This is a genomic window from Gordonia phthalatica, from assembly GCF_001305675.1.
Taxonomy (GTDB): Bacteria; Actinomycetota; Actinomycetes; order Mycobacteriales; family Mycobacteriaceae; genus Gordonia; species Gordonia phthalatica.
Genome location: NZ_CP011853.1, coordinates 945,122 through 966,315 on the forward strand (window position 1 = coordinate 945,122; position 21,194 = coordinate 966,315).

The window sequence follows — 21,194 nt, forward strand, 5'->3', positions numbered from 1 at the left end:
CCTATGAAGTGGACTGAAGTCTTCCGACGACCGAAGAGGAGCTGCCGATCATGCCGACTTCTGTGCTGTGGGTGACCCTGATCGCAGTGTGGCTGTTCGTGCTCATTCCCATGGTGCTGCGCGGACGCCCCCAGGCGCGCAAGACCACGGCCGCCGCCGCCAACACCCGGCTGGTGCACCGCGGTGGTTCGTCGCGTACCGGTGCCTCGCGCACCGCCGCCCGGACCCGGGCCGCGCAGCGCGCCGCCGCCAATGCCGATGAGCAGGCCGAGGAGCGACGTCGGAAGGCGGCCGCGGCGAAGGCGGCGGCAGCCAAGGCCGCTGCCGAGGCCGCCGAGGCCATCAAGTCTGCGGAGACCGACACCGTCGAAGACGACATCGAGGACGGCGACGTAGTGGGCGCCGATGAGACCGACGGCCCTACCCTCGACGCCGAGCTCGTCGACGACGACACCGAGACCGATGAGGTCGTCGAGACCGTCGACGCGGAGGACATCGTCGACGCCGAGATCGACGATGCCGCGGAGGTCGAGGAGGAGCCCGCGGTCGAGACCGAGAAGGTCGACGTGGTCTCCGCAGCTGAGATGACCGACCAGATCTCGGTGGTCGAGGACGACGTGGTCGACATCGACGAGGCCCAGGCCGCCCGTGACACCGACCAGATCCCCGCCGTCGAAGACGAACGGGACGACGAGGAGCTGGACGACGACGCCTCCGACGACTTCGACGAGGTGCTCGACGAAGACGCCGACGACGAGGACGCGGCGGAACCGGAGCCGTCGCCCCGTGAGCTGCGCGGTCGCGGCGGATACGGACCCGACCGGGTCGCCGAGCGCGAGGCCATGCAGTACCGGGAACGGCAGCGGATGGTCATCGGCCTCGGCGTCGTGACGATCGGCGCCATCGTGAGTGCGTTCTTCTTCCAGCCGTGGGGCATCGCATTCGCCTGCGGCATGGTCGCGGCGTTCGGCACCTACCTGTGGCTGCTGCGCCGCGCCGTCCGCGAGGAGCAGGCCCGTCACGCAGTGCGTGCGGCCCGTCGTCGCCGCCAGCAGGCGGAGGACGCACGACTCGAATCGCGGCAGGCCGAGCCCACCTATGTGGAGCCGCCGGCCCGTCTGCGTCGCCCGGGTGGCGCCATCATCCTCGAGATCGACGATGAGGATCCGGCCTTCGACCACCTGCCGACCTACGACTTCGCGGATGCGATGGGCTACCGGGACGAGTACGACGACCAGGATCGTGTCGCCTACGGCCGAGCGGCTGTCTGAGGCCTGCGATCGAACTAGGGTGACACCATGAGCGACGACGAACAGTGGTACTTCAACCTCTCGTCCGGAGAGGTCACCAAAGGCAAGATCGCGAATGTCTTCGATCGGATGGGGCCCTATCCGGACGAGGCGAGTGCTCGCCGCGCCCTCGAAATCGCCGCGCAGCGGAACGCCGCCGCCGATGATGACGACGAGGACGACTGAATTCCGGGTCTCGCCCGTCCCCCTTGACTGAGTGAAGACTTCGGCCCCCGAACCGGCCTGTGAGCCGGATTCGGGGGCCGAAGTTTTAGACGAGTGCGGACTGCCTCCGCAGCCTCAGCGGTTCACCGCTTCGACGGTGCTCGGATGCGCGACGATCCACTCGCGACACGCCTTCGCCGCCCGCCGCAGGGCGAAGATCTCGCCGAGGTAGCTCGCCGGCCCGCCGATCAGCGGAATCCAGCCCAACCAGCTCAGCATGCGCGGGGCGCCGGGACGGTCTCCGACCGCGCGCGACACGTCGTACAGCGCCCGACCGATCTGCCAGAGCTGCGCGACGAACGCCTTCTTGCGTTCCTTCGCGTCGTCCGGCAGTGCCTCGTCGATCGCTCGAGACTCCAGGTGGGCGTCGAGGTCGCGGCCGAACAGGATCGAGGCGAGCATCGCGACGCCCGCTTCGCGTGACGTGACGCCGAATTCGCGGCTCACGCCTCGCAGCACCAGCGCCTGGCTGGCGAAGCCCAGGTAGTCGGCCATCGGCAGCTTCTTGGTCCAGGCACCGAACACGCTCGGGAACGCGACGCCGCCGGTCGTGACCAGGCCAACCCGCGAGACCCACCAGTTGGCGCGGTCGCGCATCGGGAGTTCGTCCCAGCCCGCGGTGCCCGGCCAGTCGAGCACGTTCAGGACGTGCGACGCCGCTCCCGCTCCACGGTCGAGGCAGTTTCGCGGCGACGCGGCCACGAACGTCCGCTGCTTGAGATCAAGGGGATCGGCCGAGGTCAGCACATCGAGCATAGGGTCGATGGTTGCCACGGTGCGGTCGAGGATCTGCGCGAGGTCTGCGTCGGAGAGGGCCACGCGTTCGAGAATAGTGGGGGAGGGCGAGCGATGCTCACCACAGTGAGCGCAGACAGGTCGGACCCGTTCCTCAACTGGAACGGGTGCCGACCTGCTGAGCCGCTACTTGCTCGGTTCGGAGTCCTCGGTCTGGACGCTGTAGGTGCAGTGCGCAGACGCCGCCGGACCCGAACTGGTCTGGGTGTTCTTGACCTGGCCGTTCACGAGGATCTCGCAGGTGATCTTCTGTCCTGCCGCGGCCTCGAAGTCGTTGGTGGCGCTCAGCGAGGCGAGCTTGCCGAACCCGGTCAGCGTCACTTCCTTCTCCCAGGGCAGCGCGGCCTGCGTGTCCTGGGCCATGTTGAAGTCCTTGTCGCTGTACGTGATCATCGCCGCGCCGTCGCCGGTGACCCGATAGGTGACGGTCGCGGTGCTGTTGGCTTGCTTGTCGAGTTCGTTCGCGACGCCGCCGACCATCGCCGAGCAGCCGGCGACGATGGCGATGAAGACGACGACGATGGCGCCGACGATCCACGGCCACTTCTTGCGTTTCGTCGGAACCGGCTGCGGAACGTACTGCTGGCCGTAGGGGTTGGGCTGCTGGGGCTGGGGTGCGGTCATGGGGGCTCCTCACGGAAGTTCTTCACTGAGCGGCGATCGATGGACTGCGCTTCAGTCGGACGCTCGGAAATGTACGACGAGGGTCTGACATCTACGGTTCGCCCCACCTGCGCGGTTAGCCCGTTCGGACGACATTTCGCTATCGGCTGAACGGATGAAAGTCGGGGCTCGTCGAATCCTTCGCCGCGCACGGGTCCCAGTGATGACGAGCGAGAAGGCGTGCGTACACTGCCCAGGTGTGGGCGACCGACTTGTCGCAGTACCGTTGGCTGGTCAACACGTCCAGGACCTCGGCGCGTTCGGTGTCGGTCAGGGGCGTTCGGCGTCGGTCGGGGCCGTACCGGTCCCTGCAGAGGTGGCTGCTTATGCCGGTAATGGGTGGCCGGGGAACTGCCCAGCAGCTCATATGAGCGTTGCACCGTCAGATGCTCGGCGGCCTTGTCGACGGGCGGGGGCGATTACCGCGGTGACCGCTTCGGCGTGTCCGCGCTCTCGGAGAGCATCTCCAGGAGCGCGTGCGCTTTTCCGACCAGATCCAGCGCCGCCTGCGTCTTTGCCAGCTCGGCTTCGGCCGCCTCCGCGCGTGCCCGTGGCTTCTCCATCTCGCGGTCGCGTCCGGTCCGGGTGGCCGGTCGAGGGCCTGCCGACTCGGCCGCCTGCTGCTTACGCCACTCGGCCACATGCGAGGAGTACGACGCCTCGCGCCGCAAGATCATCCCGCGCCCGGCGCGATCAGCGGCGTCCTACTCGGCCACGATCTGAGCCTTATACTCGGCGGTGAACCGCCGCCGATTAGCGTTCTCTGCTTTTGGGGTCACTACTTCATCATCGCCGACAGTCGTATCGGCCAGGGACATCGTCATAGGGACTTGCTCATTTCTCGCCCCGTGCAAGGGAAATCAGGATCTGTATCGGTCTCTCACCCAAACCTGACACACAGGTGCGGGCGGTCAGTCGGCGACCTTGCGGTGGTGGCCGCGTGAGCATGAGTATTCGGTTCGGTGAGCACGGACCTGCAGATCGTGACGACTGCTAACGACGGCACTCCGACGGCCACCTCGCTGATCATCGCGCAGGGCACGGAGACCCAGTACGCATCCGTCCTGCGACTCGTGCGCGACAACCTCGACGATTTCAATCAGTTCGGCTTGGTCGGATTTGAAATCCGGTGCTGAACGAACAGCACTCGACGCTCCTGCTGACGTACATGCGCAAACGTGGAGTTCCGCGGCGGGCGACATCCTGACGATCGAACAGACCGCTGTTGGTGGGACTCCGGGGAAGGGTCTGATGGCAGATTCTGAGGCGGTGACCGCATGATTGGCGTCATGAATCTGGTTGGCACGGTGAAGATTTCGGGTCTGCCGGCCAGCCGCGGCGAGGGCTGAGCGGTGGGGTTCATACGCATTCAGCCGCTGGCATCCGGCCTCGAAAGCGCAGCGGGTTGACAAGGTCGGGAGCTTCTCTACGTCGGTCGACGTCGTCACTGGGTGGTCCGGCTCGTCGGCGGATGCGAGTGGTCTGCGGGTGCAGGGCAGTGGATTCGTTGCGATCACGGCGGCGATCGGTCTCGGTGTCATCGGTCGCGGATTCTCGGTGCAGTTGCGGATCGGAACGGTGGTCTTGCAGACCCGGGTGTTCGACGTCTCGACCACGCTGGCGACGTGGTCGGTCTCGGCGTCGGTCGCCGATTCCGACTCGATCAACCTGTATCTCACGGACTTGCAGCCGGGCGGCGACCGGGCGATCAACTCCGGATACATTCAGATCGCACCGGCCTGACCTTGCGCGCTGCCTCGTCGAGGTGGCGTGAAGGGCTCCATGCTGGTCCAGCCGCCGAGCGGGGCGGGTATCGACCGGCAGCGGATGGTCAAGCAGTCAAGCAGCGATCGCAGTCGATCAGCCGGGGCAGCGTCGAGGGTGCTTCTCAGGTCACAGGGTGGGCATCGGACGCAGCATCGTCAGCGGTGGTCGTCTCGGACGGACTGGTGGTGCAGGGGGCTGGGTCTGCGACGGTCACGTGGTGCACTCCACCTCGGGTGGCTTCTTCCGGCGCGTGCAGGCCAGGATCGATGGTGTTGTGGTCGCCGAGACCGAAGGAAATCCGACACCGGGGCAGCTCACCTGGAGCGGCAACATGGCGGACGGCGCGCCTCGAAATGTGGATTTGGAACACGTCCTACGCCGCCCCGGCGGCGATCACCGCGGCTGGCACCTGGATCGAGGTCGCGCCAGTCTGACCACTAGCGGGGGTGCAGCATGCATCTCGTGATCGCGCCGCCGACATCGGGGCTGGATTGGCAGCGGGCGACGAGATCGGGCACGCAGGGTCATCGATCGACATCACGCGGACTGTGGTGTAGGCGTGAGGCTATGCGGTGGCGAGTTTCCGGGGTCGGTTGTGGGAATCGGTTCGGCGAGCTTGGTGTGCTGGTGGAAGTGGTGGCATTAGGGTTGCGAGCTCGATGGAGCCTCGTTTGCCGATGAAGGTGTTTGTGGCGTATTTCGGGCGCCAGAAGCCTTCGAGGCGGATCGACGTGCCGGTGGCTGAGACGACGGCGGGTCCTTGGATGCCCCAGTCGTTGATGCGGTACACGACACGGCGGATGGTGCCGACTTCTTGGGAGATCTGCTGCGCGATGCGATCGATCTCGATGATGAGGTCGTGGCTCAGTGGGGACCACAGCCCGTGCACTTTGCCGAGTGCTGTGGGGAGCGTCCTTAGTGTGAGCAACGGGTAGGTTCGGCTCATTGTTCGCGTCTGCTTTGCAGGGTGAGGTTGACGGCTTCGGCATCGTAGCGGGCGAAGTCCAGGGCGGCGATCACTTGTTCGAGGACGGCGACCGGGATGCTGAAGAAGCGGGGGGTGGTGCCGTCGCTAATCGAGATGGCAACGTCTTGCGCGGTCACAGAGCCGCCGTTGTCTTGAAGCGTCTTGATTCGCGTGGTGATCGTAATGTTGCGGTGGTGGGTGATGCGCGATCGCCACCAGGTCTCGCGCGTCTCGGGATCGTTGAAGATCCGTTCGGGCTCGCTGGTGGCGGTGACGCGTTCTTCGTCGTTGGTGGGCGAGTAGCTGATGTCGCTGAGCGTTCCTAGTGCTTGCTGTTCAGCGATGCGTTGGCTCCAGTGGTCGATGTCGTCCAGGAAGGCGGTGTCCTCGGCGAGCACGATGAAAGTAGCGCGTTGCTTAGGGTGGGTTGTGGCGTCATGGACGACTCGGTGGGCGACAGTGTCACCGGATGCCGGCGTGTGGTCGCCGGGGTGGAACATGATGTCCCACTCGGCGAGTTCGCCGGATACACGGTTTGTGTCGCCAAGCAGCAGTCCGCGCGCGACGACGCGCGGGTCGCCGGAGTGCTGGGGTCGATTATGGTGGTAGCGGTTGATCGAGGTGAAGACTGAGGGATGTTCACCTGATTGCGAGGTTTGGTTCGTGAATTTCATGGCCGAAGCCGCCTAGCTCGAGGTTGATCGCCTCGGACGATCAGTCAGGATTCCAGCGCGTATCGCCAGGTTATTCGTACTAACTGTCCCTTCAACTGTACGCCTCGTTTGGATTGCGTCGCGGTAGATCCGGGCCTAGCCGCCGACTCCTGACGAAGCGTATGATCGAGATTGAGCTTGAAGTCCACCGCAACCGACGCGGTGCAACCCGCTCAGTAACCAAAGGTCGTAGACCTTGGATCGGAGCGTCCCAGATGACGCAACCATTCGGCCTCCCCATTTCGCGTGATCATATGCGGAGGCAGCGCATTGAGATTCAGCGGCGGATCAGCCGTTCGTTCCTGCCGCTTGTCCCGTCGCGTCACGTTCAGTCTCCAGGCTCGTCGATTGACGAACAGCCAGGTGAATCCCCTGCGAAGTAGGGTCGGCCACAGATGGAATGGCTGACCACTCGCACGACAAAGCCCCGCACACCATTGGTGAGCGGGGCTCTTTCGTCGTTGGCGCTACTTTGCCAGCGTCATGAACGCGGTCGCCTCGATCTTCCCGTTCACATCCTTCGCGGTGCACTCGAACGACATCGTGCTCACGGTGCCAGCCTCGCCACTGGTGTCCTTCAGTGCGTACACCTCGCCGGTCATCTTCCAGCCGTCGCCGTCGGTGACGATCTTCGTTGAGTATTCGGTTCGGTGAGCACCATGTGTTGTCCGGTTCGACGCCGCGGGGCTGTGATGGCGGTTGGGGGATGTCGGCGCCGTCGATATTGGGGTTGAGTGCCACCATGTTTTCCTAGGCTCCTTCTGCCGTGTGCCCTATCACGCGGCAGAAGGAGCAACGAAGAATGGTACGGAAGATCAAGGCGAAGTTGGTGCTTCGTCTGCGGAGCGAGGGACTCTCGCGTCGGCAGATCGCCAGGCAGGGCATGTCGCGGCATTCGGTTGACGCGGTCATCGCTGCCGCTGATGCCGGGGGCGTCACGTTCGACGACGTCGCAGACCTGCCCGATGCAGATGTTTATGAGCGTCTGTTCCCCGGGCGCGGTGAGCATCACAGCGTGTACGCGCAGCCGGACTGGGGGCAGGTTCATCGTGAACTGGCCAAGGTCGGGGTCACGCTGAAGCTGCTGCACGGCGAGTACCGTGACGCGTACACCGCTGCCCGAACGCCGGTGATGGGCTATGACCGGTTCTGCAAGTCGTATCAGCAGTATGTCCTCGTCGCAGGTCTGGCCTCGCGGGTCGGGCACAAGGCTGGCCAGTCTGTCGAGGTCGACTGGTCGGGCAAGACGATGGTGTTGACCGATCCGGTCACCGCCTCGAGGAGCAGGGTGTACCTGTTCGTGGCGTGTCTGCCGTTCTCGCGGTACGCGTTCGTCGAGCCGACCCTGGACATGAAGCAGGACACGTGGTTGCGGGCGAACATCGCGATGTTCTCGTGGTTTGGTGGGAGCGTTCCGCGGATCGTTCCTGACAACCTCAAGACCGGCGTCATCGCCCATCCTGCCGATGGTGAGATTGTGTTGAACGACGCCTATCGCGAACTCGCGGCTCACTACTCGGCAGCGGTTCTCCCGGGCCGAGTCCGCAAGCCGAAAGACAAAGCGAGCGTGGAGAACACCGTCGGCAACATCGCCACCGTGGTGATCGCTGCGCTGCGCCATTGTCAGTTCGCGACGTTGGCCGAGTTGCGGTCGGCGGTCTACGAGCAGGTCAACGGCTACAACGCCGCATCGTTTCAGAAGCGGGCCGGGTCGCGGCAATCGGTTTTCGAAGCCGAGGAGAAGTCGTTGTTGCGGCCGTTGCCGGCGGTCGAGTTCGAGATCAGTCGGTGGGTGTATGCACGACGGGTCCGCAAAGACGGACACGTGGTGTTCGAGAAGAACTTCTACTCGGTCCCGTACACCTACGTCGGCACGGCGGTAGATCTGCGCGTGACCGACACAATGCTCGAGGTCTTCGCCGCAGATAGACGCCTCACCAGCCATCTGCTGGTACCGCCCTCGATGACGAACCAGCACCGCACCAACGACGCCGACCGGCCAGAAGGCCCCGGCTATCGACAGTGGGACCCGGACAGAGTACGGGCATGGGCAGCCCGGACCGGGCCACACACCACGATCGTGGTGGACCGGATCTTCGAGTCCGTACCCGTGGCTGAACAGGGCCTGAATCCCGCGCTGGCGGTCCTGCGGCTGACACGCCGCTTCTCCGGCGAACGTGTCGAGAACGCTGCACAGATCGCGTTGGCCGGCGCGGTGCGCTCGCCCCGCTACGCACACCTGCGACCGATCCTCGACTCCGGCCAAGACCTCGCCCTAGCCGCCGAACCACTGTCGAGATCGGGCGTGCCAAGACCCCTCGACGGCGCCGACGGGTCACCAAGTTCGGGTTTTGTGCGCGGAGCGAGCTACTACGCGGAAGGACAATGATGAGCAGGCTCGATGCTGAGACCAAACGCAAACTCCGAGAGATGGGCGCGGTAACGCTACTGGACGCGCTCGAAGGGCAAGACGACGACCTGGCGCTCGGAATGGCATTCGCCGAACGGGTCCAGATCGCCGTCGACCAGGCACACGCGGCGTTCACCCACCAGAAGGTCGACGGGCTGATCCGCCGCGCCGGCCTTCGCTATCCCGACGCCGATCTGCGTACGATCGACCTAATCGACGAGCAGGGACTCGACCGGACCAAGCTCCTCGCGCTGGCCACGTGCGAGTTCATCGAACGCCACCAGAACGTCGTGTTCGAAGGGTTCACCGGGTCCGGCAAATCGTATCTCGGTTCGGCGGTGGCCAAGGCCGCGTGCCAGCACCGATACCGCGCGCACTACATCCGGATGCCCGATCTGGAAGAAGCATGGGCCGCGGCCAGAGACAAGCCCGGTGGACGCGAGAAATGGCTCCGCAAGTACGCGGCGTTCACCGTGCTGGTCCTAGACGAATGGCTACTGGATCCACCGACAGATGACATCCGGACCATGCTATTGGAGCTGCTCGAACGCCGCCATGACTCCGTCTCGACGGTGTTCTGCACCCAGTACCCGAAGAAGGACTGGCACCACCGCCTCGGCTCAGGCGTGCACGCAGACGCCATCATGGACCGCATCGTGCACACCACGACCTGGATCACGACCGGGGAAATGAACATGCGCGAACACGCTGCCGCCCAGACACGGAGATAACCACCAGTCGGTGAGCACCGCCCTCACAGGCGGCGCTCACCGACGCCACTGGTGGCGCTCACAGGCAATAACGCGTGGCGCTCAACCGCAATATTCACTGGCGCTCACCACGCCGAATACTCACCAGCATCGAAAGCTACCTCGCCGCCAGCAACGCCAATCCGAAACCGTATCTCTGGACCGCCACCGCCGAATCCATCCTCGCCAAAGTCGCCCGCGCACGAGCAACGCTCACCGAAGTAACCAATCAAAACTGAGACACACCACTAGATGGCCGAGCATGCCAGTGTCACCGTTGCTGCTGAGTTGCCGATCTACTTCGCTCATCCGCGTTCGCCGTGGGAGCGGCCCACCAACGAGAACACCAACGGTCTGATCCGCGAGTACCTGCCGAAGAGCACCGAGATTCCGTCTGATCAGTTGTACCTGGAAGCGATCGCCCGCGAACTGAACGAGCGGCCACGGCAGTGTCTGGGCTACTACACCCCGAGGGAAGTCTTCGAACGGTTACTGAAGGACAACGTTGCTTCCACGAGTTGACACCGTCTGGTCCTAAACGGTCGCCAGAGTCGCTCTATAAGGCCGTAGTGCTCGTGGCCCCGGTGTGACCTTCGGCTTTCAGTTCAAATGCGGCGAGACTCCTCGCTCCTGCTCCATCGCAGGTGAGAGGGGGTCTCGTGGTTGTGGAGCTACGGGGAATCGAACCCCGGACCTACTCATTGCGAACGAGTCGCGCTACCAACTGCGCCATAGCCCCTTGGCATCCGCCGTGGCGAACGAAAACAGTTTAACAGGGCATCAACGCCGACGCGCAATCGCCTGGTGGGAGACGATCTCGCGTCGGCGTCGGGAGGCGTGACTACTTGCCGAAGCCGAAGGTGATGGCGATGTGCAGCAGGTCGCCGCCGAAGACGGTGAAGTCGTTGAAGAACTGGGTGAGGGCGGGGAACATGGCGTCTCCTTGGGGTGTCTGTGATGGTCTGCATCAGGCGATGCAGAACGAGACTGGCACGGCCGCGAATCGTGGTCGACCCGGCCGGTGTCGGATCACGATGTCGGTCGCAATGTGTTCTTGCACATAGGAATTCAGGCATCGGAGAGGCGAATTCTCTACCTGCAGCTTCACGCGGTGTTGACGCTGCCGGGATTGACAATCCATCCGGTGGAAATGCTGTGTTCATCGAGCGTCTGGACAGCACCGAGTGCCCCTCCGCAGCCAAGCCTGAAGTGGTACTCGAGTGTTGGTGGCCCGTTTCGAGCCGCGACTTACCTCTCGCAGGCGACGCCGTCGCCGTCACCGTCCATGGCCGGGCGATATCCGGGCTCACCGACGTGCAATGGTGCGGCGCCGGCGGCGCGGGCGGCAGCGCAGTTCTTGTAGTAGACGTCGCCGCCGGCCGGCGCCTCCGGCGTGGTCTCGACCAGCGGGGCGCGCGTGGTCCGCGGCGCGGGCGTGCGGGTGGTCTCAGCGACTGTCGGCGTGGTCTCGGTGGTCTCCGGACTCTCGGTGGGCTCCGGCGCATCCCCACCGCACGCGCCGAGGATGCGCTGCATTGCAGCCTTCTCTGCCGTGGTGACCCACAGCCGGTAGGCGCTCTTCACCTCGATCTGCCGCGACACGTAGGTGCAGCGGTACGAGCGGTTCGGCGGCAGCCAGGTGGCGGCGTCGCCGTCGCTCTTCTGCGCATTGGTGGGACCGTCGACCGCCTGCAGATTGTGGGGATCGTTCGCGAGGTCGGTGCGTTCCTCCGTCGACAACTGCTGAGCACCCTTCTGCCAGGCGTCGGACAGAGCGACCACATGGTCGATCTGCACGGCCGTCGACGTGGACTGACCGCGCTGGAACGCGATCGTCTTCCGCGTGTACGGGTCGTTCAGTGTGCCGGTCAAAACCACGCAGTCACGGGTGCGCGGCTTGAACGTGAGGTCGGTCAGGTCGCGACGCAGGATGTCGTTGCGCGTGTCGCAGCCGTTGTGGCCGCCGGCGACCGAGACGTCATCGGTCCAGGCCTGACCGAACACGCTGCGGCTGTAGCCGGTCTTGGGGGCGCGGCCCTTCACTGCCAGCGTGTCGAGGGTGGCCATGGCGGCGGTCGCCTCCCTGGACAGGCTGCGCGACGACGTGGTCTCGGTCGGCGTCTCGCTGTCAGTGGTGGACGCGGTCGGTGAGGGCCAGGCGATGTCGCCGCGATCGGAGACGGTGCTGGTCGGGGTCGACGCCGTGTCGTCTGCGGGTTCGCAGCCGACGATCAGCACGGCGGCGAGAGCCGCGACCGCACTGATCTGAACGGAACGTCGGGGGAGGGAGGAGCGAACTGACATGCCGACATCATCGCATCCACCTACGACAATTCCGGCGTCGTCGCCCGCGGGGTAACTTGATCGTGTGACCTCCATCTCAGCTCCCTCTCCCGTCGTCTCCACCACTTCCGGCCCCGTTCGCGGGACCGGCGACGGCACCGTCTCCGCCTTCCTCGGAATTCCGTACGCGGCCCCGCCGATCGGGCCCGCAGCCTTCGAGGCACCGCATCCGCACGAGCCGTGGACCGATGTCCGCGACGCCACCGAGTACGGGTCCACCGCACCGCAAGTGGGGTACCCGGCGCCGATCGCCGCACTCCTGGACAACGTCATCGTCCCGGGCGACGACTACCTCAATCTCAACGTCTGGACGCCCGACCCCGACGCGACCGGCCTACCGGTGATGGTCTGGATCCACGGCGGCGCGTTCTCCCGCGGCTCCAACCGCATCGAGATCTACGGCGGCCAGACCTTCGCTCGTGACGGCGTGGTCTGCGTCGGCATCAACTACCGCCTCGGCGTCCCCGGGTTCGGCGCCGTCCCCGGCGCCCCCGACAACCGCGGTCTCCTGGACCAGATCGCCGCACTGGAATGGGTGCGCGACAACATCGCCGCGTTCGGCGGCAACCCCGACGATGTCACGATCTTCGGCGAGAGCGCAGGCGCGATGAGCGTCGCCTCCCTCCTCGCCTCGCCGCGCGCTGTCGGTCTGTTCCACCGGGCGGCGATGCAGAGCGGCAACGCGTTCACTGCCGCCGACCGCGACGACGCCCGCAAGGTGACCGGCAAGCTCGCCGAGAAACTCGGTGTCGAGAACACTGCCGAGGCACTCGGTGCCGTGCCGATGCCTGACCTGCTGCAGGCGCAGACGGAGGTCGTCCTCGAGTTCACCATGAACCCCGACCCCGAGATCTGGGGCAAGACCGTCGCCGACATCGGTCTCGGCATCATGAGCACCTTCCCGGTGATCGACGACGACCTCCTGCCCGCCGCGCCGATTGCGCTGATCGCCGACGGCGCGAGCCGGGGGATTCCGCTGCTCGCGGGATGGAATGAGACCGAGTTCCGGTTCTTCTTCGCGCCGACCGGCGTGCTGGCCGCGGCGACCGATGACATGGCGCGTGGCATGCTGACGCGCGCGGGCATGTCGACCGAGTTCCTCGACAGTCGCCTCGCCGACGGTGTGAGCGCGGGCGACGCCCTGTGCGAGGCCGTCACCGCCATCGCGTTCGCCGACCCCACCCGCGCGATCGCCGCCGCACGACAGGACTCGCCGACGTACCTGTACGAGTTCGCGTATGAGAGCCCGGTCGCCGACATCCGCGCCGGTCACGCCGTCGAACTGCCCTTCGTCTTCGACCACCTGGATCTGGCGCATTCGCTGGTCGGGCCGGACCCGGACCAGTCGGTGGCCGACGCGATGCACGCGGCCTGGGTGCGCTTCGCGAAGACCGGCGACCCGGGCTGGACGGGATCGGATCCGCACCGTTTCCGATGACCGCACGGTCATCGGCCCGGGACCAGCTGCACGGCCTCCGACAGCCAGCCGGAGATCAGGTCGCCGACGTCCTTCCGCGGCTCGATGTCGGGCAGCCGCTCCACATAGGGGACCGGCTCGTCGCCGACGATCACCGCAGCCAGGTTGCGCAGCGCGCCGGACCCCTCGTCGTCCAGGTACCCGGAGTGTGCGTCCTTGCCCGCCACCGGGGTGCCGTCGCTGTAGTTCCCGGAGTCGAGGCGGGTGACTCCCGGAACGTCGTCGGGGTCGCCGCCGTGGTTCCCGAACTCCTGCCAGTACTGGATCGGATCCCCCGGCGGCGTCAGCGAGTACCGCTGGACGGCAGGGTTCGGGTTCCGCCACTCACCGTCACCGACACCGGTGCCCGACGCCGAGGCGTAGACCACCCGGTCGGCCCGCAACCCGAGCTGCTCAGCCGTCCCGACCACGGCGCCGCCGTACGAGTGGCCGATGACGGTCGTCGGCACCCGGATCCCGGACACCTCGAGCTGTCGGTCGACGGCGGCGGTGAAGTCGACCAGGCGTGGCGCGATGTCTAGCGCGGGCACCGGGTCGACGGCGGTGCCCGAGACCGGCGTCAGGTCCTTCTCGAACAGTGACTGCGGGAAGTCGCCGTCGGCGAACACGATCACCGGGGCGCCGCTGGCCTTCGAGAGGCGTGCGGCGCGCTGCCGGTAGGTGTCGGCGCTGTGCAGACCGGTGCCGGTTCCGGGGACCAGGACGGCGAGGCCCGGGGAATCGGCGCGCAGCTCGCCGACCAGCTCGATGAACTGACCGTTGCCGACGTTGTGGAAGCCGAGGAAGGCGCGCGGCACGAGCTTCGACGGGTCGTGCGGGTCGGGCGCGGGTGCCAACAGTCCCCGCAGCTGCCCGGCCTTGGCGCCGTCGCCGCGCCCCGCGGCGACCTCGGCGTCGAGCGCGGCCTGGATCGAGAGACGGTTGGCGCGGGCGCGGTCGGTGAACTCGATGCCGTTCAGGTTGCCGATCAGTTTCGGGGCCGCCGCGATCAGGCTGTCCCGCTGCGCTCGGCTCAGGCTCTCCCAGTAGCGGGCGACGTCGTCCGCGGACATCCCCGCGAGGGTGTTCGCGGCATCGCCGGCGAGCCGGTACTCGCAGTTGGGGAGAGGGACCAGCATGCCGGTCCCGTCGAGGCGTCGGGTGAGGAGGCGGACCTTCATTCCGAGGGAGACGTCGGCGGTGTCGGCCTCGTCGAGGAGCTGCCGGATGCGATCCATCAGGTAGTCGGCATCAGCCCGACGTCTCGGACTCGGGTGGGCGACCGCGCCGTCGTCGTCGACGTTGAAGCCCTGCGATCGAGCTGTCTGCAGTTGACTGCGCAGCCGGTCGCGGACGGCCACCATGCGCGACTGACCGGCGCGGATGGTCACCGCGGCGTCGACGAGGGTGCTCTCCAAGCGCCGCAATCGAGTCGTCTCCGCGGCGACGCGGGCTTCGGCGGCGAGGCGTGTGCGGCCGCTCCAGGTGGGGTCGATGTCGAACGATCTGTGCAGCGAGTCGGCGGTGTTCGCCACGGTCTCGCCGGCGACAGTGTACTCGCCCGCGATCGCCGCCAACTCGTCGAGTGGCCAGGCGAGGACGTCGGACACGGTGGTCACGACCGGCGCCGATCCGCCAGAGCGGCGGCCGCCGCGGCGTCGGCCTCCTCGGTCAGCGCGCCGAAGCGGGCCAGAGCGGACGCCAGCGCGTCGAGCTGTCGGGCGCGGGCGGCGCAGGTCTCCCGTGTCGCACGTCGACACTCGTTCACGGCGGTGACCGCGAGCGATCCGGAGCCGGTCAGCTCGCCGCCGGACAGACTGAGACCGTCGAGCTGCCGGCCGCAGCGTCGCCACAGCGCCACGACCTCCGCGAGTTGTGACGGGGTGATGCCGAAATCCATCGGTGCCTCCGAACGATCGAGCGTGAACCCTTCATTCGGTTAGACGCAGCGGAGGAGCATTCGGATCCCGGACAATCCACAGGCCCGGTCGTCGTCGACGCCGGGCCTGTGGATGATTCGATGTTCAGCTATGGACGGGTGACGTCTTCGGCGTCGGCAGCGCGCCGGCTTCGGCATCCGACAGCAGGTGCTGCACGGTCTCGCCGGAGTCGGTCTTGTTGGTACCGATGAAACCCGACGGCCCGCGCTTGATCCATCCCGTCACGTACAAGCCGGGCAGCGGCGTGTCACCGTCGACGATCCGACCCTCCACATTGGCGATGGTGCCCTTGGCGTCGTCGAACGGCAGACCCGGAACGGGACGGCCGCGATAGCCGATGGCGGTGAGGACCAGACCGGCGTCGATGACGAGCTCCTCGTCGGTGCCGGTCTTGACGAACCGGACGCCGGTCGCGCGGTCGTCGCCGAGGACCTCCTGCGGTGTGTACCCGAACGACAGCCGGATGAAGGGTTCGTCCGGCTTGGGGCGACGCGAGAGCTCCAGCAGCAGGTCCACCTTGGCGGCGACCGTCGTGTCCTCGATCCCCTCGGAGGTGACGCCTTCCAGCTCGGCGGGGTCCACCCACACGTGGGCGGGGCCGTCGACCAGGCCGATCAGTTCCGGCAGCGTGAACGCCGCGTGCTCGGGGCCGCGGCGGGCCACGACCAGCACCTCGCGGATCGACGAACCGCGCAGCGCGGTGAGCGCGGTGCGGTCGATCGAGGTGTGCTCGAGTCGCTCGGGATCGGCGGTGAAGATGCGGGCGACGTCGAGGGCGACGTTGCCGTTGCCGATCACCACGGCACGTTCGGTGCCGAGGTCCGGGGTGGAGAGCGCGAAGTCCGGGTGACCGTTGTACCAGCCGACGACCGACGTGGCGCTCTGCACGCCGGTGCGGTCGATGCCGGGGATCTGCAGCGGACGGTCCGTCGGTGCGCCGCCCGCCCACAGGACGGCGTGGTGCGTCTGGCGGATCCAGTCGAGTGAGACGTCCTTGCCGACCTCGGTGTTCAGCAGGATCCGGATGTTCGGGTTCCGTGCCACCTCGTCGAACAGGTTCGCGATGGTGCGGGTGGACTCGTGATCCGGGGCGACGCCGAAGTGCGCCAGGCCGAACGGCTGGGTGAGCCGCTCGTAGACGGTGATCCGCACCTGGTCGTGCTTGAGCAGCTCGTCTGCCGCGTACATGGCCGACGGACCCGACCCGATGATCGCGATCTTCAGCTCGTCGGGCGTCGCACCGCGCAGCCGCTTCGGCTTCGAGATGGGTGCCATCGGAAGGCGCCAGTCCGCACGCACCGGGAAACGGGCGGTGTCGGGGCCGGGCTCGGGGTAGTGGCCGGCGTTGACGTCGGCGAACCGGGCGGCCTCGTCGGAGAGACGATGACCGGGAACGATGGCGCTGACCGGGCATGCGCTGACGCACGCGCCGCAGTCGACGCACGTCGACGGATCGATGTAGAGCATCTCGGAGAGCCCGAAATCGGGCTCATCGGGAGTGGGATGGATGCAGTTGACCGGGCATGCGTAGACGCACGAGGCGTCACCGCAGCATGCCTGGGTGATGACGTGAGGCAAGTCGGGCTCAGCTCGCGGTGTACGCGGGCTCGCTGCGGTAACGCGATGCGCGACCGTCGATGCCCATGGCGCGCCAGACCTGGCGAGACACCGGGTTCATCAGGCCGCACTGCTCGGCGAGCATGCGGACGTCACCGAAGACACCGGACAGGAAGGCCTTCGACTGGTCGGAGCCCCAGAAGATCTCCTTCATCACGCTGTTCGGCACGTCGAACTGGCGCTGGAACTCCTTCGGCGGCACGACGATGGCGCTGCACAGCACACGCATGACGATCGGCATCGCGATCGACAGCAGGAACTTGGTGGCGCGGCCCTTGCCGGGGATGGTGGTCCGCAGGTGGTTGTGGGCGAAGGAGATGTGACGCGCCTCCTCGGCGACGTGCAGCTCCATGACCGCCGACATCGCGGGGTGCATTTCGCCCTCGGAACGCAGGAAGTCCTTCTGGATGTGGTCGATCGGCTCTTCGCCGGCGAGGACGCCGAAGTAGAAGATGGTCGGCCAGAACGTGGAGAACAGCGGGATGAACGGCGACAGCTTTCGCAGCCAGGGACGCATGCCCTTGGTCTCCATGCCGATGCGGTTCACCAGCTCCTGGAACATGAGGGTGTGGTTGCACTCCTCCTTCGCCTCGTGGGTGGTGTAGCGGAAGCGCTTATCACCGTTCGGGAGGCGGTCGGCGTACTGCATGAGGCCGCGGATCAGGATGGACTCGAACTGCAGGCCCACCTTGGCGACGTTGGCCTGACGCCACATGCCGATCTCGATCTTCTTGTTCTCGGGAAGAGCCTGGTACCAGGGGTGACGGCCGATCGGATCGACGGTCGAGGAGAGGATCCAGCGGGGGTCGTTCGGGACGACGGCCATGTGCGGCGCATCCCAGTCGATGTCCAGGTACGGGTCGAAGTTGCGTCGGACCGAAGCCGATGAGAGGTCGTCGAGGACCTGCGAGTAATTGGGCTCGACGGCCTGCTTGGCGGGCGGGGTGTAGGTTGCCGGCCGGGGCTGTGTTGTCGTCATTGTCTTCTCCTTGACGCTCATCGGTGGACGAGGCTGTCTCCGAACTAGAACTTGTTGTCAACAGCGTCCCACCGGGCCCCTATCTTGTCAATGGTCGATGGCACAATCTGCGTGGGCTGATAGGGGTGGTCCACGTCACAATCATCTCAGTGTGGACAATGTCTTGGTGGAGATCCTGGGAATCATCGTCGTCTGCGTGCTGGCGGTCGCCGGAGCCAACCAGTTGGCACCACGTGTGCGGATCGCCGCACCGTTGCTGCTGGTGGCAGTCGGTGTCGCCGTGAGCTACTTCCCGGAGGTCCCGGACATCTCGGTGAATCCCGAGGTCATCCTCATCGGCGTGCTGCCGCCGCTGCTGTACGCTGCGGCCGTCGCGCTGCCCGCCATGGACTTCAAACGCGATTTTCAAGCGATCAGCGGACTGTCGATCGCCCTCGTCATCATCAGCGCCCTGCTCCTGGGCCTGTTCTTCATGTGGATCCTCCCCGACGCCGACTACGCCACCGGCGTCGCGCTCGGCGCCATCCTCAGCCCGACGGACGCCGTCGCCACCACCACCGTCAGACGCGTCGGTGCACCTCAGCGACTGGTGACGGTCCTGTCGGGCGAGAGCCTGTTCAACGACGCCAGCGCCCTGGTGGTGCTGCGCGCGTCCATCGCGGCCATGGCGACGAGCGTCTCCCTCATCGGCGTCGCCGTGTCGTTCGTCTGGGCCATCATCGCGGCCGTCGTCGTCGGCGGCCTGGTCGGCTTCGTCTTCGTCCGGATCCGCGAGGGCGTGCCGAACGTCGTCGTCGCCACCGCGATCTCGTTCACCACCCCGTACATCGCCTACATCCCGACCGAGCTGATGGGCGCCTCCGGCCTGGTCGCCGCGGTCGCCGCGGGCCTCGTCACCGGCCGAGGATCGATCCGACGGCTCACCGCAGCCCACCGACAATCCGACCAGCAGACGTGGGCCACCGTCGAACTGCTCCTGGAAGGCGGCGTCTTCCTCCTCATGGGGCTGGAGCTGAAAGCCCTGGTCGGCGACGTGTGGGAGAGCAACGAGACGGTATGGCACGCGGTGTGGCCCGCCGCCATCGCCTTCGTGCTGCTGATGATCATCCGCCTCGGCGTGGTGATGACGCTGGTCGCGTGGATCGCACGGCGGTCGCGTCGCGTGATCGCCCGCGAACCACTCCTGGAGCAGATGCAGGACCGACTCGGCGACGCCGAGGTCAGCGCCGACCGGATGACGCGGCGGTTCCAACGGCGCATCGACCGACGCCTGGCCGACATCGATTACTACCGGACCACGTCGATCGGCGTCCGCGAAGGCTACGTGGTGGCCTGGGCGGGCATGCGCGGCGTCGTGACGCTGGCGGCAGCGCAGACCCTGCCCGCCGGGACCCCGTACCGCTCGCTGCTGGTTCTGATCGCCTTCGTCGTCGCCGCCGGATCACTGCTTCTGCAGGGCAGCACGCTGGGGTCGTTCATCAAACTGCTCAAGCTCCCCGATCACCGGGCCGACGCCGCCGACGAGCGACGTCGCCTGAACCGCGAGATGGTCGCCATCAGCGTGGAGGTCCTGCACGACCCGGTGGTGTGCTCGGACGGCATGCTGGCCCGCAACGTCCAGCAGATCCGCATGCTTGAGGACGACGACGACTTCGACGGCGACACCCTGGACCTTCGCCTGCACAACGCCGCCGAGATGCGCCGGGTCCGCCGGGTGATCATCGACCGGCAGCGTGTGGAGTTGATCGACCTGCGCGACCGCGGCGCCTACAGCTCCGAGGCGCTGACCCTGGCGCTGGCACGGCTCGACGCCGAGGAGATCAGCCTCGGAGCGCACGCTCCACGCTGAGCTCGGACGCGGTCAGGACGCGGTCAGGCGAAGAGGATCGTCGGCAGCACGCTGGTGAACCACAGCAGCGACAGGCCCAGCAGCAGCCAGAACGCGCCCTGCCACACCTGCCAGCGGCCGCCGGCGCGCGAGCTGCGGAAGGTGCGGGCTCCGGCGAGGACGGCCCCGAGGAGGACGACGCCCAGTGACGCACCCATGAGCGCCTTGGTGACACCGATGCTGTCGACCGTCCCGGCGCCGATCGCGCACAGGAAGCCGAGGCCCAATGTGACGGCGACGTGGATCGCCGCGGGCCGGAACTCGCGCGACGAGAAGATTGCCGACATCACTGGTACTCCTGAATCCGGGAACTGTTTAGGTATGGCTTCATTGTACGGATCGAGACACAAGGGTCGTCGTACCGATGCACACTGAAGGCTCTTGATGAACAATGGAATTGAGGCTTACTACGGGCGCGGGGATGCGCGTACCGGGCCGGTGTGAAGGAGAGAGTCGCAATATGAGCCTGATTCTGGTCGGCGTCGACGGATCGCCTGAATCGACCAACGCGGTTCGGTGGGCGGCCGCTGCAGCTGCGGCTGAGAACCTCGACCTCAAGATCGTTGCTGCGTACAGCTCTACGACGAGCGATTACGCACCCGGTCTGGTCATTCCTCAGGACGTGATCGACGCGATTCGCAGTGAGTCCACCGGGTTCGTTCAGGACGCCGCGGCCGTCGCCCGCGAAGTGGCGCCGGATGTGAAGCTGAACGGTTCGATCGTCGAGGGTGATGCTGCCCGCGTGCTCCTGGAACTGGGGGAGAACGCCCACATGACGGTGCTCGGCACCCGTGGACTCAGCAGCGTGAAGGGGCTGTTCCTCGGTTCGGTGAGCACCAGCGTGGCCGCGCATTCCAAGGGCCGTGTCGTGATCGTGCCCGGCGGCGCGCTGGGCGGCGACGGCCCCGTCGTCGTCGGCGTGGACGACTCCAAGGTCAGTGACCCCGCTGTCGCCGAGGCCTACCGTCAGGCCGATCTGCGCGGCAAGAAGCTCGTCGCCGTGCACACCTGGACGCCGCTCGACGCCGACGCCCTCCACGGCTTCGGGCTCGACGCCGCGGAGATCGACGAGATGTCGCAGCAGGCCGTCGAGGCCGTCGCCGAGCGCATGGCAGGCTACGGCGAGGACTACCCCGACGTGGAGGTGGAGCGCGTGGTGGTTCCGGAGGAGCCCGCCAAGGCCATCCTCGACGCCGCGGGCGACACCGCCTCGCTGATCGTGATGGGCAGCCGCGGTCGCGGTGGCTTCACCGGTCTGCTTCTCGGCTCGCGCAGCCAGAAGGTGCTGCACCACGCGCACGTTCCGGTGATGATCGCCCGCCGCTGACTCACCTGCCTTACTCCGTATCCGTCGACCACCCAGCGGTCGAAAGATACGGAGTAAGTGCATTTC

General features: G+C 66.5%; 22 protein-coding genes, 1 tRNA gene and 1 pseudogene. 12 read left to right on the top strand and 12 right to left on the bottom strand.

What is annotated here, in order from left to right:
* Positions 1 to 50 precede the first annotated feature (50 nt).
* Together sepX and ACH46_RS21450 are read left to right on the top strand one after the other, a co-directional pair.
* Positions 51 to 1,271 carry a divisome protein SepX/GlpR gene (sepX, locus tag ACH46_RS04405; protein ID WP_062391858.1) on the top strand — a complete coding sequence of 407 codons (1,221 nt, stop codon included), beginning with the start codon at positions 51 to 53 and terminating at the stop codon, positions 1,269 to 1,271.
* Between the two features lie 27 nt (positions 1,272 to 1,298).
* Positions 1,299 to 1,475, top strand: coding sequence for a hypothetical protein (locus tag ACH46_RS21450; protein ID WP_193392941.1), 177 nt, complete (start codon positions 1,299 to 1,301; stop codon positions 1,473 to 1,475).
* Between the two features lie 114 nt (positions 1,476 to 1,589).
* On the opposite strand, the gene ACH46_RS04410 is transcribed toward ACH46_RS21450, so the two are convergent.
* The 3 genes from ACH46_RS04410 to ACH46_RS21050 all read right to left on the bottom strand — a co-directional run bounded on the left by ACH46_RS04410 (position 1,590) and on the right by ACH46_RS21050 (position 3,649).
* Complete coding sequence (locus ACH46_RS04410; RefSeq protein WP_062391859.1) at positions 1,590 to 2,333, bottom strand: hypothetical protein; 744 nt, start codon at positions 2,331 to 2,333, stop codon at positions 1,590 to 1,592.
* Positions 2,334 to 2,435: 102 nt separating this feature from the next.
* Positions 2,436 to 2,933 (bottom strand): MmpS family transport accessory protein, encoded by a 498-nt coding sequence (locus tag ACH46_RS04415; protein ID WP_062391860.1) that lies wholly within the window; start codon positions 2,931 to 2,933, stop codon positions 2,436 to 2,438.
* Positions 2,934 to 3,391: 458 nt separating this feature from the next.
* Positions 3,392 to 3,649, bottom strand: coding sequence for a hypothetical protein (locus ACH46_RS21050; protein ID WP_120298694.1), 258 nt, complete (start codon positions 3,647 to 3,649; stop codon positions 3,392 to 3,394).
* A gap of 285 nt (positions 3,650 to 3,934) precedes the next feature.
* On the opposite strand from ACH46_RS21050, the gene ACH46_RS21205 reads away from it, so the two are divergent.
* Together ACH46_RS21205 and ACH46_RS04425 are read left to right on the top strand one after the other, a co-directional pair.
* Complete coding sequence (locus ACH46_RS21205) at positions 3,935 to 4,108, top strand: Rha family transcriptional regulator (protein WP_157850999.1); 174 nt, start codon at positions 3,935 to 3,937, stop codon at positions 4,106 to 4,108.
* A gap of 352 nt (positions 4,109 to 4,460) precedes the next feature.
* Complete coding sequence (locus ACH46_RS04425; protein ID WP_062391861.1) at positions 4,461 to 4,715, top strand: hypothetical protein; 255 nt, start codon at positions 4,461 to 4,463, stop codon at positions 4,713 to 4,715.
* A 589-nt stretch (positions 4,716 to 5,304) separates the two neighbouring features.
* Here the strand turns inward: ACH46_RS04425 and ACH46_RS21210 are convergent.
* Positions 5,305 to 5,685 carry a DUF5994 family protein gene (locus ACH46_RS21210; RefSeq protein ID WP_157851000.1) on the bottom strand — a complete coding sequence of 127 codons (381 nt, stop codon included), beginning with the start codon at positions 5,683 to 5,685 and terminating at the stop codon, positions 5,305 to 5,307.
* On the bottom strand, positions 5,682 to 6,380 hold the full coding sequence (locus ACH46_RS21215; protein ID WP_157851001.1) for a hypothetical protein: 699 nt from the start codon (positions 6,378 to 6,380) through the stop codon (positions 5,682 to 5,684). The genes ACH46_RS21210 and ACH46_RS21215 overlap by 4 nt, the downstream gene beginning before the upstream one ends.
* Positions 6,381 to 6,902: 522 nt before the next feature.
* On the opposite strand from ACH46_RS21215, the gene ACH46_RS21220 reads away from it, so the two are divergent.
* From ACH46_RS21220 to ACH46_RS04455, 5 genes and pseudogenes are all read left to right on the top strand, one after another.
* Positions 6,903 to 7,073 carry a hypothetical protein gene (locus ACH46_RS21220; RefSeq protein ID WP_157851002.1) on the top strand — a complete coding sequence of 57 codons (171 nt, stop codon included), beginning with the start codon at positions 6,903 to 6,905 and terminating at the stop codon, positions 7,071 to 7,073.
* 148 nt (positions 7,074 to 7,221) lie between these two features.
* Positions 7,222 to 8,808, top strand: a complete 1,587-nt coding sequence (gene istA / locus ACH46_RS04445) for an IS21 family transposase (protein WP_062391207.1) — start codon at positions 7,222 to 7,224, stop codon at positions 8,806 to 8,808.
* Positions 8,808 to 9,560, top strand: coding sequence for an ATP-binding protein (locus tag ACH46_RS04450; RefSeq protein ID WP_062391206.1), 753 nt, complete (start codon positions 8,808 to 8,810; stop codon positions 9,558 to 9,560). Before istA ends, ACH46_RS04450 begins: the two co-directional genes overlap by 1 nt.
* A 74-nt stretch (positions 9,561 to 9,634) precedes the next feature.
* On the top strand, positions 9,635 to 9,817 hold the full coding sequence (locus tag ACH46_RS21225) for a hypothetical protein (RefSeq protein ID WP_157851003.1): 183 nt from the start codon (positions 9,635 to 9,637) through the stop codon (positions 9,815 to 9,817).
* Positions 9,818 to 9,830: 13 nt separating this feature from the next.
* Positions 9,831 to 10,100: pseudogene (locus ACH46_RS04455) on the top strand (IS30 family transposase); the annotation flags it as partial.
* Positions 10,101 to 10,244: 144 nt separating this feature from the next.
* On the opposite strand, the gene ACH46_RS04460 reads toward ACH46_RS04455, so the two are convergent.
* Together ACH46_RS04460 and ACH46_RS04465 are read right to left on the bottom strand one after the other, a co-directional pair.
* Positions 10,245 to 10,317, bottom strand: a tRNA-Ala gene (locus tag ACH46_RS04460).
* 509 nt (positions 10,318 to 10,826) lie between these two features.
* Positions 10,827 to 11,882 carry a GmrSD restriction endonuclease domain-containing protein gene (locus ACH46_RS04465; protein WP_062391866.1) on the bottom strand — a complete coding sequence of 352 codons (1,056 nt, stop codon included), beginning with the start codon at positions 11,880 to 11,882 and terminating at the stop codon, positions 10,827 to 10,829.
* A gap of 64 nt (positions 11,883 to 11,946) precedes the next feature.
* Here ACH46_RS04465 and ACH46_RS04470 point away from each other — a divergent pair, with 64 nt between their 5' ends.
* Positions 11,947 to 13,359 (top strand): carboxylesterase/lipase family protein, encoded by a 1,413-nt coding sequence (locus tag ACH46_RS04470; RefSeq protein ID WP_062391867.1) that lies wholly within the window; start codon positions 11,947 to 11,949, stop codon positions 13,357 to 13,359.
* A gap of 8 nt (positions 13,360 to 13,367) precedes the next feature.
* Here ACH46_RS04470 and ACH46_RS04475 read toward each other — a convergent pair whose 3' ends face one another.
* The 4 genes from ACH46_RS04475 to ACH46_RS04490 form a co-directional block, all read right to left on the bottom strand.
* On the bottom strand, positions 13,368 to 14,996 hold the full coding sequence (locus ACH46_RS04475; protein WP_062391868.1) for an alpha/beta hydrolase family protein: 1,629 nt from the start codon (positions 14,994 to 14,996) through the stop codon (positions 13,368 to 13,370).
* Positions 14,993 to 15,277 carry a hypothetical protein gene (locus tag ACH46_RS04480; RefSeq protein WP_062391869.1) on the bottom strand — a complete coding sequence of 95 codons (285 nt, stop codon included), beginning with the start codon at positions 15,275 to 15,277 and terminating at the stop codon, positions 14,993 to 14,995. Before ACH46_RS04480 ends, ACH46_RS04475 begins: the two co-directional genes overlap by 4 nt.
* A 124-nt stretch (positions 15,278 to 15,401) precedes the next feature.
* Positions 15,402 to 16,895, bottom strand: coding sequence for an FAD-dependent oxidoreductase (locus ACH46_RS04485; protein ID WP_062391870.1), 1,494 nt, complete (start codon positions 16,893 to 16,895; stop codon positions 15,402 to 15,404).
* Positions 16,896 to 16,902: 7 nt separating this feature from the next.
* Positions 16,903 to 17,913 carry an AurF N-oxygenase family protein gene (locus ACH46_RS04490; protein WP_062391871.1) on the bottom strand — a complete coding sequence of 337 codons (1,011 nt, stop codon included), beginning with the start codon at positions 17,911 to 17,913 and terminating at the stop codon, positions 16,903 to 16,905.
* Between the two features lie 166 nt (positions 17,914 to 18,079).
* Between ACH46_RS04490 and ACH46_RS04495 the strand changes: the two genes are divergently transcribed.
* A complete protein-coding gene (locus tag ACH46_RS04495) occupies positions 18,080 to 19,762 on the top strand; it encodes a cation:proton antiporter (protein ID WP_062394953.1) in 1,683 nt (560 codons plus the stop codon).
* A gap of 23 nt (positions 19,763 to 19,785) precedes the next feature.
* Here the strand turns inward: ACH46_RS04495 and ACH46_RS04500 are convergent, their stop codons facing one another.
* Complete coding sequence (locus ACH46_RS04500; RefSeq protein ID WP_062391872.1) at positions 19,786 to 20,088, bottom strand: hypothetical protein; 303 nt, start codon at positions 20,086 to 20,088, stop codon at positions 19,786 to 19,788.
* A gap of 173 nt (positions 20,089 to 20,261) precedes the next feature.
* Between ACH46_RS04500 and ACH46_RS04505 the strand changes: the two genes are divergently transcribed.
* Entirely contained in the window at positions 20,262 to 21,128 is an 867-nt protein-coding gene (locus ACH46_RS04505; protein WP_062391873.1) for a universal stress protein, read from the top strand.
* Positions 21,129 to 21,194 lie beyond the last annotated feature (66 nt).

What these genes read in the sequence shown, in the direction of transcription:
- sepX (WP_062391858.1), top strand. Translation starts at nt 51, where the DNA reads ATGCCGACTTCTGTGCTGTGGGTGACCCTGATCGCAGTGTGGCTGTTC.
- ACH46_RS21450 (WP_193392941.1), top strand. Translation starts at nt 1,299, where the DNA reads ATGAGCGACGACGAACAGTGGTACTTCAACCTCTCGTCCGGAGAGGTC.
- ACH46_RS04415 (WP_062391860.1), bottom strand. Translation starts at nt 2,933, where the DNA reads ATGACCGCACCCCAGCCCCAGCAGCCCAACCCCTACGGCCAGCAGTAC.
- ACH46_RS21050 (WP_120298694.1), bottom strand. Translation starts at nt 3,649, where the DNA reads ATGATCTTGCGGCGCGAGGCGTCGTACTCCTCGCATGTGGCCGAGTGG.
- ACH46_RS21210 (WP_157851000.1), bottom strand. Translation starts at nt 5,685, where the DNA reads ATGAGCCGAACCTACCCGTTGCTCACACTAAGGACGCTCCCCACAGCA.
- ACH46_RS21215 (WP_157851001.1), bottom strand. Translation starts at nt 6,380, where the DNA reads ATGAAATTCACGAACCAAACCTCGCAATCAGGTGAACATCCCTCAGTC.
- ACH46_RS21220 (WP_157851002.1), top strand. Translation starts at nt 6,903, where the DNA reads ATGAACGCGGTCGCCTCGATCTTCCCGTTCACATCCTTCGCGGTGCAC.
- istA (WP_062391207.1), top strand. Translation starts at nt 7,222, where the DNA reads ATGGTACGGAAGATCAAGGCGAAGTTGGTGCTTCGTCTGCGGAGCGAG.
- ACH46_RS04450 (WP_062391206.1), top strand. Translation starts at nt 8,808, where the DNA reads ATGAGCAGGCTCGATGCTGAGACCAAACGCAAACTCCGAGAGATGGGC.
- ACH46_RS04465 (WP_062391866.1), bottom strand. Translation starts at nt 11,882, where the DNA reads ATGTCAGTTCGCTCCTCCCTCCCCCGACGTTCCGTTCAGATCAGTGCG.
- ACH46_RS04480 (WP_062391869.1), bottom strand. Translation starts at nt 15,277, where the DNA reads ATGGATTTCGGCATCACCCCGTCACAACTCGCGGAGGTCGTGGCGCTG.
- ACH46_RS04490 (WP_062391871.1), bottom strand. Translation starts at nt 17,913, where the DNA reads ATGACGACAACACAGCCCCGGCCGGCAACCTACACCCCGCCCGCCAAG.
- ACH46_RS04500 (WP_062391872.1), bottom strand. Translation starts at nt 20,088, where the DNA reads ATGTCGGCAATCTTCTCGTCGCGCGAGTTCCGGCCCGCGGCGATCCAC.
- ACH46_RS04505 (WP_062391873.1), top strand. Translation starts at nt 20,262, where the DNA reads ATGAGCCTGATTCTGGTCGGCGTCGACGGATCGCCTGAATCGACCAAC.